The sequence below is a fragment of the Peterkaempfera griseoplana genome, from assembly GCF_001418575.1.
In the GTDB taxonomy this organism is placed as follows: Bacteria; Actinomycetota; Actinomycetes; order Streptomycetales; family Streptomycetaceae; genus Peterkaempfera; species Peterkaempfera griseoplana.
In genome coordinates this window covers 21,285-27,457 of the sequence record NZ_LIQR01000150.1, presented here as the reverse complement: position 1 = coordinate 27,457, position 6,173 = coordinate 21,285, and the positions used below count along the sequence as shown (strand labels likewise).

The window sequence follows — 6,173 nt, the reverse complement described above, 5'->3', positions numbered from 1 at the left end:
CCCCGCGCTGAGCCGACCGGCACCCCCGGCCCCGGGCGGCGGCCCGGGGCCGGGCGTGCCCGCAGGCCGTGAGAGTCTGACCCCGTGCCGCTGTACTTCGAGGACTTCGCCCCGGGCCAGGTGTTCACCACCCAGGGCCGCACCGTCACCGAGTCCGACCTGGTGTCCTTCGCAGGCTGGAGCTGGGACGCCAACCCCGTCCACACCGACGCCCGGTTCACCGCCGGGACCAGGTTCGGCGAGCGGATCGCCCACGGGATGCTCGGCCTCTCCGTCGCCATGGGCCTGGTCTCCCGGCTCGGCGTCTTCGAGGGCAGCTCCATCGCCCTGCTCGGGGTGGACCACTGGCGGTTCCTGCGGCCAGTGCTGATCGGGGACACCGTGCACTGCCAGGTGGAGATCCTGGAGGCCCGCCGGACCGGCAAGGGCGACGCCGGGATCCTGATCCGCCGCTTCCGGCTGCTCAACCAGCACGGCGAGACCGTCCAGGAGGGCAACATCGACCTGATGGTCGCCCTCCGCCCGCAGGAACCCTGAGGGCACCGGGGCGGCGTGCGGCGGCAGGGCGCAGGGCCCCGCCGCCGCACGGTTCAGCGGGCACCCACCTCCCGGACCCGCAGCGCACGGTCGAGGTCGTCCAGCTGGTCGGCGAGGACACGGCGGAACGCCGGGACCAGGTCGCCGTCACGCAGGCACTGCCGGCCCAGCCGCAGCGTCTCCCGGTCGACGGCGTGGACGGGGAAGGCATGGCGCCCCGCGGCCTCGGCGACAGCCGGCCCCCGCCGCGCCGCGGTGGCCGCGGCCGCCGGGAAGTAGCGGGGGATGTACTCCTCCAGCAGGTGGTGCTGCTCCGGCTGCCAGAACCCCTGAGCGGTGGCGTTGAAGAGGTGGTTGGACAACGCGTCCCCGTCGAAGAGCGCGGCCCAGGCGGCCCGCTTGCCGGCGGGGTCGGGAAGCGCCGCACGGCACCGGGCGGCGCTCTGCTCCCCGGCCGCGCTGGGGTCGCGGGCGAGCTCCGCGGAGACGGCCGCCTCGTCGAGGGCACCGAGCACGGCGAGGCGCAGCAGCAGCCGCCAGCGCAGCTCGTGGTCGAGCTCCGGGCCGTCCGGAAGACGTCCCGCCGCGAGCCAGCCGTGCAGCCCCGCGATGTCCTCCGCGGCACCCAGCAGGCTGCGGGCCGCAGCCAGGCGGTGGCCGTCGGCCGGGGAGCGCAGCAGCTCACGGCTGAGATCGGCGAGGACGGACTGCGCGGCGGGACGCTGCTCGGCGGACACATAGCGGCCGACGGCCTGGGTGGCGGCGAAGCCGAGGACACCCTCGACGATCGCCAGGTCGGTCTCCCCCAGCAGATGGGTGCGGGCCAGCTCCAGGAAGGCCGTGGGTGCCAGCCGCGCGTCGCGGACCAGGTCGCGGGCGGCGTTCCAGACGACGGCCCGGGAGAGCGGTTCGGACAGGCTGCCGAGGGCCCGGGTGACCGCCGCCCAGGACTCCTCGTCGAAGCGCACCTTGGCGTAGGTGAGGTCGCCGTCGTTGAGGAGCACCAGGTCGGGGCGGGGGCCGGGGAGGGCGAAGGTCTGCGGGTCGGTCCCGGCGGGCAGGTCGACCCGGACGGTGTCGCGGTGCACCAGCCGCGCGGGGTCGGCGGGGGCGCTGTCGTAGAGGCCCAGCGCGATCCGGTGCGGGCGGCCGCCGGTACGGCCGATCTCCAGCTGCCATCCCCCGGCCGCTTCGGTGACGGTGGGCTGGAGGGTGTCCACGCCGGTGGTGCGCAGCCACTGCCCGGCCCACGTGTGGACGTCGCGGTCGGTGGCGCGGCCCAGCGAGTCGATGAAGTCGGCGAGGGTGGCGTTGCCGAAGCGGTGCCGGGTGAAGTGGTCGTTGATGCCGCTGAGGAACTGCTTCTCGCCGAGCCAGGCCACCAGCTGGCGCAGCGCGGAGGCGCCCTTGGCGTAGGAGATGCCGTCGAAGTTGAGCAGCGCGGAGGCGGTGTCGGGGACGGCCTCCGGCGCCGGGGCGACGGGGTGGGTGGAGGGCCGCTGGTCGGCGTCGTAGCCCCAGCCCTTGCGGGCGACGGAGAAGTCGGTCCAGGCGCCGGTGTGGTCGGTGGCCTCGGAGAGCACCTGGTAGCCCATGTACTCGGCGAAGGACTCGTTCAGCCAGATGTCGTCCCACCAGCGCAGGGTGACCAGGTCGCCGAACCACATGTGGGCCATCTCGTGGGCGATGACCATGCCGCGGATCTGTCGCTCGGTGCCGGTGACGGCGGAGCGGTAGACGAACTCGTCGCGGAAGGTGACCAGGCCGGGGTTCTCCATCGCCCCCGCGTTGAACTCGGGGACGAACGCCTGGTCGTAGGAGTCGAAGGGGTACGGCTCGGTGAAGAGCTCACCGAAGCGGTCGAAGCAGCGGCGGGTGATGTCCAGCAGCTCGCCGGCGTCGGCGTCCAGGTACGGCGCCAGGCTGCGCCGGCAGTGCAGGCCGAAGGGCAGTCCGGCGTGCTCGGAGCGTACGGAGTGCCAGGGGCCGGCCGCGACGGCGAGCAGATAGGTGCTGATGGGCGGGGTGGGGGCGATCCGCCAGCGGTCCTCGGTGCCGGTGACGCGCTCGGCGATGCCGTTGCCCAGGACGGTCCACTCGGGCGGGGCGGTGACGGTGACCTCGAAGACCGCCTTGAGGTCCGGCTGGTCGAAGGCGGCGGTGAACCGCTGGACGTCCTCCATGAAGAGCTGGGTGTAGACATAGGTCTCGCCGTCGGCGGGGTCGGTGAAGCGGTGCATCCCCTCCCCGGTGCGGGAGTACCGCATGTCGGCCTCGACCACCAGGCGGTGCTCGCCGGCGGTGAGCTGCAGCGGCAGGCGGTTGTCGCACAGCGAGCCGAGGTCGAGGTCCCGTCCGTCGAGGGTGGCGCGGTGCAGCGCGGCGGGTTTGACGTCGACGAAGGTCTCGCCGTCGGAGCGTGCGGTGAAGGTGATCACCGTGCTGGATCCGAACAGGTCCTCTCCCCTGGTGAGGTCGAGGTCGATGGCGTAGTGACGGACATCGAGAAGCAGGGCGCGGGTCTCGGCCTCCGCACGGGTCAGAGCAGGCATGCGCCCATGCTGCCCTACCGCCGCCGAGCGGCGCAGCGGCCCACCCGAACAGGGAGGCGATGAGTTCCGGGCCGCCCCGTCGTCCGCACTGCCATGACTGAGAAACTGTCGAGGGGTCCCGTGGTTGTCGAGCGCGGCGCCCGGCCGTACGCGTCGGTCGCGGCCCTGGTGACCATGGAGACCATCCCGTCCATCGCCGACCGGCTGCCGGAGGTCTTCGCCTGGCTGGCGGCCCGGGGGGTGGAGCCGGCCGGGCCGCCGTTCCTGCGGTACCGCGTCATCGACATGGAGCGGCAGCTGGAGATCGAGGCCGGGGTGCCGGTTGCCGCCGCGCCCGCGCCGGAGGGCGGGGTCCGCTGCGGGGAGCTGCCCCCGGGGCGGTATGTGACCGCTGAGCACACCGGCCGTCCGGACGGGCTGATCGGGGCGGTGGACGCGGTCTTCGCCTGGGCCTCGGAGCGGGGGCTGGTCTGGGACGCCGCCCCCGATCCGGAGGGTGTCCGATGGGGCTGCCGGCTGCAGGTCTTCCTGACCGATCCGCGGGTGCAGCCCGACCCTGAGCGGTGGCGCACCGAACTGGCCTTCCGGCTGGCGCCGTAGCGGCCGCGGCCGGTTCCCACCGGAGCAGGGCTGCCGTACCAACCGCTGCGTCGGTCATGGAGACTGACGGCATGACACCCTTGACCGCCCGCCCTCCGGCGAGGTGCATACCCGGGCGGCCCGCCGCCGGTCCGCCGAACGCCCCCGGGGCCCCGGCATGAGCGGCAGCCTGCTGGCCGTCAGCGACCTGCACGCGGGCCACCCGGCCAACCGCGAGGTGGTGGAGGGGCTGCGGCCCGGGTCCGACGACGACTGGCTGATCGTGGCCGGCGACGTGGCCGACCGGTTCGCCGATGTGGAGTGGGCGCTGCGTACGCTCAACTCCCGCTTCCGCACGGTGATCTGGACCCCGGGCAACCACGAGCTGTGGACCCCCGCCAACGACCCGGTGCAGCTGCGCGGCGAGCGGCGCTACCGGCGGCTGGTGGAGATGTGCCGCGGCCTGGGGGTGCTGACCCCCGAGGACCCGTATCCGGTGTGGCGGGGCGACGGCGGTCCGGTCACGGTCGCCCCGCTCTTCCTGCTGTACGACTACACCTTCCGCCCGCCGGGGACCAGCACCAAGGAGGAGGCGCTGGAGACGGCGTACACGGCGGGTGTGGTGGGCACCGACGAGGCGCTGCTGCACCCCGACCCCTATCCGGACCGGGAGAGCTGGAGCGCGGCCCGGGTGGCCGGGACCCTGCGGCGGCTGGCGGCCCGGGACCCGGCGCTGCCGACGGTGCTGGTCAACCACTTCCCGCTGACCCGTACGCCGACCGAGGTGCTCTGGTATCCGGAGTTCGCCCTGTGGTGCGGCACGGAGCGCACCGCGGACTGGCATCTGCGATTCGACGCGGCCGCGGTCGTCTACGGTCACCTGCACATCCGCCGGACCATCTGGGAGGACGGGGTGCGGTTCGAGGAGGTCTCGCTGGGCTACCCGCGTGAGTGGCAGCGCAACGGCGGCCCGGGCGGGCTGTGCCGGATCCTGCCGTACGAGGCGCCCTGACGGGCGGGGAGCTGTGCCCTGAGCGGGCGCGGGGGGCCCGGCGCCTGTTCGGGTGACGCCCGGACGGGCCCAGGGGCCGCCCGCGGCGGCCGAGGGGGCTCGCGGGGGCTCGCGGGTCCGGCCGGGCAGTTGGGCGGCCCGGCGGTCAGGCCGCCTCCGCGGCGATCAGCCGGACGACGTCCTCCCGGATGCCGGGAAGGTCGGCGCCCGCCTCGGTGAGCACATCGGCGGCCACGCCGCCCCCCTCGCGGAGCAGGCCGAGCAGCAGGTGGCCGGTGCCGATCTCGCGGTGCCCGAGCCGGACGGCCTCACGCAGCGCCAGTTCCAGGACCTTCCTGGCCGGGCCGGTGAAGGGGATGTGCCCGCTCCTGCGAGCGGGGCGGCGGGCGGGGTTCTGCAGGGCGCCGGGGCCGAAGGTCGCCTCGGCGGCCTGCCGCACCTGGTCCAGGTCGATGCCCAGGGTGGCGAGGGCGTCCTGGTCCAGTGCGCCGCCGTCGAGTGCGGCGACGATACGGCGGCGCAGGTCGGCCGGGTCGAGGCCGTGCCGGTGCAGCACCCCGGCGGCGGGGCCCGGGGCGCCGTCGGCCAGTGCGAGCAGCAGGTGCTCGGTGCCGACGCGGTCGTGGTGCAGCGTGCGCGCCTCGCCCTGGGCGAGGACGACTGTCTGACGGGCTTCCGCCGTGAACCGTTCGAACATCGCTAGTGCTCCCTGCCGAGGATCCGACGGCCGCTGCCGTGCTTCTTGTGGACGGCCTGCCGGCTCACGCCGAGACAGACCGCGATCTCCTGCCAGGACCAGCCCTGGTCGCGTGCACTGCCCACCTGGAGCGCCTCCAGGCGGTCGGCCAGTTCGCGCAGGGCGCGGACGGCCCGCAGGCCCACGGCGGGGTCACGGCTGCTCGCCTCCTGGGCGAGCTGTACTCCATCGCTCATGATGTCAATGTAGGTTGACACTCTCCTCTCGTCAACCATGGTTGACGGATCGGCGAGAAAAGCTAAGCTATGCTGCCTATATGAACCCGGAGACCGACCGCGCAGCAGTGGATCTGCGGCTCAGCGTCATGCGCCTGGCCCGCCGGCTGCGCGCCGAACGCGAACCCGGCGGCCTCACCCTGGGCCGCCTGTCGGTGCTGGGGTACCTGGAGCGCGACGGTCCCGCCACCGCAAGCGCGCTGGCGAACGCCGAGCGCATCACCCCCCAGTCCATGGCCCGCATAGTCCAGCACCTCATCGGCGACGGACTGGTCGAGCGCGGCCAGGACCCCGCGGACCGCAGGGCGTCCCTGCTGCGGATCACCGACGCCGGGCGCGAACTGGTGCTGCAGGACCGCCGGAAGCGCGAGGCCTGGCTGTCCGAGGCGCTGGCCACCCGGCTCACCGACGTCGAGCGCGAGCTGCTGCTGCTGGCCGCCCGCCTGCTGGACCGTCTCGCCAGCAGCTGAACCCCACCGGCGTTCCAGGAGCACCACCGTGCCGTCACCCCGACGATCCGA

7 protein-coding genes are annotated in these 6,173 nt (G+C 74.0%); 4 read left to right on the top strand and 3 right to left on the bottom strand.

The genetic code is table 11. The features are described 5' to 3' along the window. The first annotated feature begins 84 nt into the window (after positions 1-84). The gene (locus tag AOK09_RS12495; RefSeq protein ID WP_055587230.1) at positions 85-537 is read left to right on the top strand and encodes a MaoC family dehydratase; all 453 of its coding nucleotides are present in this window, start codon (positions 85-87) and stop codon (positions 535-537) included. A 53-nt stretch (positions 538-590) separates the two neighbouring features. Here the strand turns inward: AOK09_RS12495 and pepN are convergent, their stop codons facing one another. Next, the gene (pepN, locus tag AOK09_RS12490) at positions 591-3,089 is read right to left on the bottom strand and encodes an aminopeptidase N (RefSeq protein ID WP_055587229.1); all 2,499 of its coding nucleotides are present in this window, start codon (positions 3,087-3,089) and stop codon (positions 591-593) included. Between the two features lie 120 nt (positions 3,090-3,209). Here pepN and AOK09_RS12485 point away from each other — a divergent pair, with 120 nt between their 5' ends. Further along, on the top strand, positions 3,210-3,689 hold the full coding sequence (locus AOK09_RS12485; RefSeq protein ID WP_245687258.1) for a GyrI-like domain-containing protein: 480 nt from the start codon (positions 3,210-3,212) through the stop codon (positions 3,687-3,689). A gap of 157 nt (positions 3,690-3,846) precedes the next feature. Then, positions 3,847-4,680: a metallophosphoesterase family protein gene (locus tag AOK09_RS12480; RefSeq protein ID WP_055587227.1), complete on the top strand. Its 834-nt coding sequence runs from the start codon at positions 3,847-3,849 to the stop codon at positions 4,678-4,680. A gap of 145 nt (positions 4,681-4,825) precedes the next feature. On the opposite strand, the gene AOK09_RS12475 is transcribed toward AOK09_RS12480, so the two are convergent. Together AOK09_RS12475 and AOK09_RS12470 are read right to left on the bottom strand one after the other, a co-directional pair. Further along, positions 4,826-5,377, bottom strand: a complete 552-nt coding sequence (locus AOK09_RS12475; protein WP_055587226.1) for a Clp protease N-terminal domain-containing protein — start codon at positions 5,375-5,377, stop codon at positions 4,826-4,828. Between the two features lie 2 nt (positions 5,378-5,379). Continuing rightward, positions 5,380-5,613: a hypothetical protein gene (locus AOK09_RS12470; protein WP_055587225.1), complete on the bottom strand. Its 234-nt coding sequence runs from the start codon at positions 5,611-5,613 to the stop codon at positions 5,380-5,382. Positions 5,614-5,693: 80 nt separating this feature from the next. On the opposite strand from AOK09_RS12470, the gene AOK09_RS12465 reads away from it, so the two are divergent. After that, a complete protein-coding gene (locus AOK09_RS12465) occupies positions 5,694-6,122 on the top strand; it encodes a MarR family winged helix-turn-helix transcriptional regulator (protein WP_063795938.1) in 429 nt (142 codons plus the stop codon). Positions 6,123-6,173 lie beyond the last annotated feature (51 nt).

What these genes read in the sequence shown, in the direction of transcription:
- pepN (WP_055587229.1), bottom strand. Translation starts at nt 3,089, where the DNA reads ATGCCTGCTCTGACCCGTGCGGAGGCCGAGACCCGCGCCCTGCTTCTC.
- AOK09_RS12480 (WP_055587227.1), top strand. Translation starts at nt 3,847, where the DNA reads ATGAGCGGCAGCCTGCTGGCCGTCAGCGACCTGCACGCGGGCCACCCG.
- AOK09_RS12475 (WP_055587226.1), bottom strand. Translation starts at nt 5,377, where the DNA reads ATGTTCGAACGGTTCACGGCGGAAGCCCGTCAGACAGTCGTCCTCGCC.
- AOK09_RS12470 (WP_055587225.1), bottom strand. Translation starts at nt 5,613, where the DNA reads ATGAGCGATGGAGTACAGCTCGCCCAGGAGGCGAGCAGCCGTGACCCC.
- AOK09_RS12465 (WP_063795938.1), top strand. Translation starts at nt 5,694, where the DNA reads ATGAACCCGGAGACCGACCGCGCAGCAGTGGATCTGCGGCTCAGCGTC.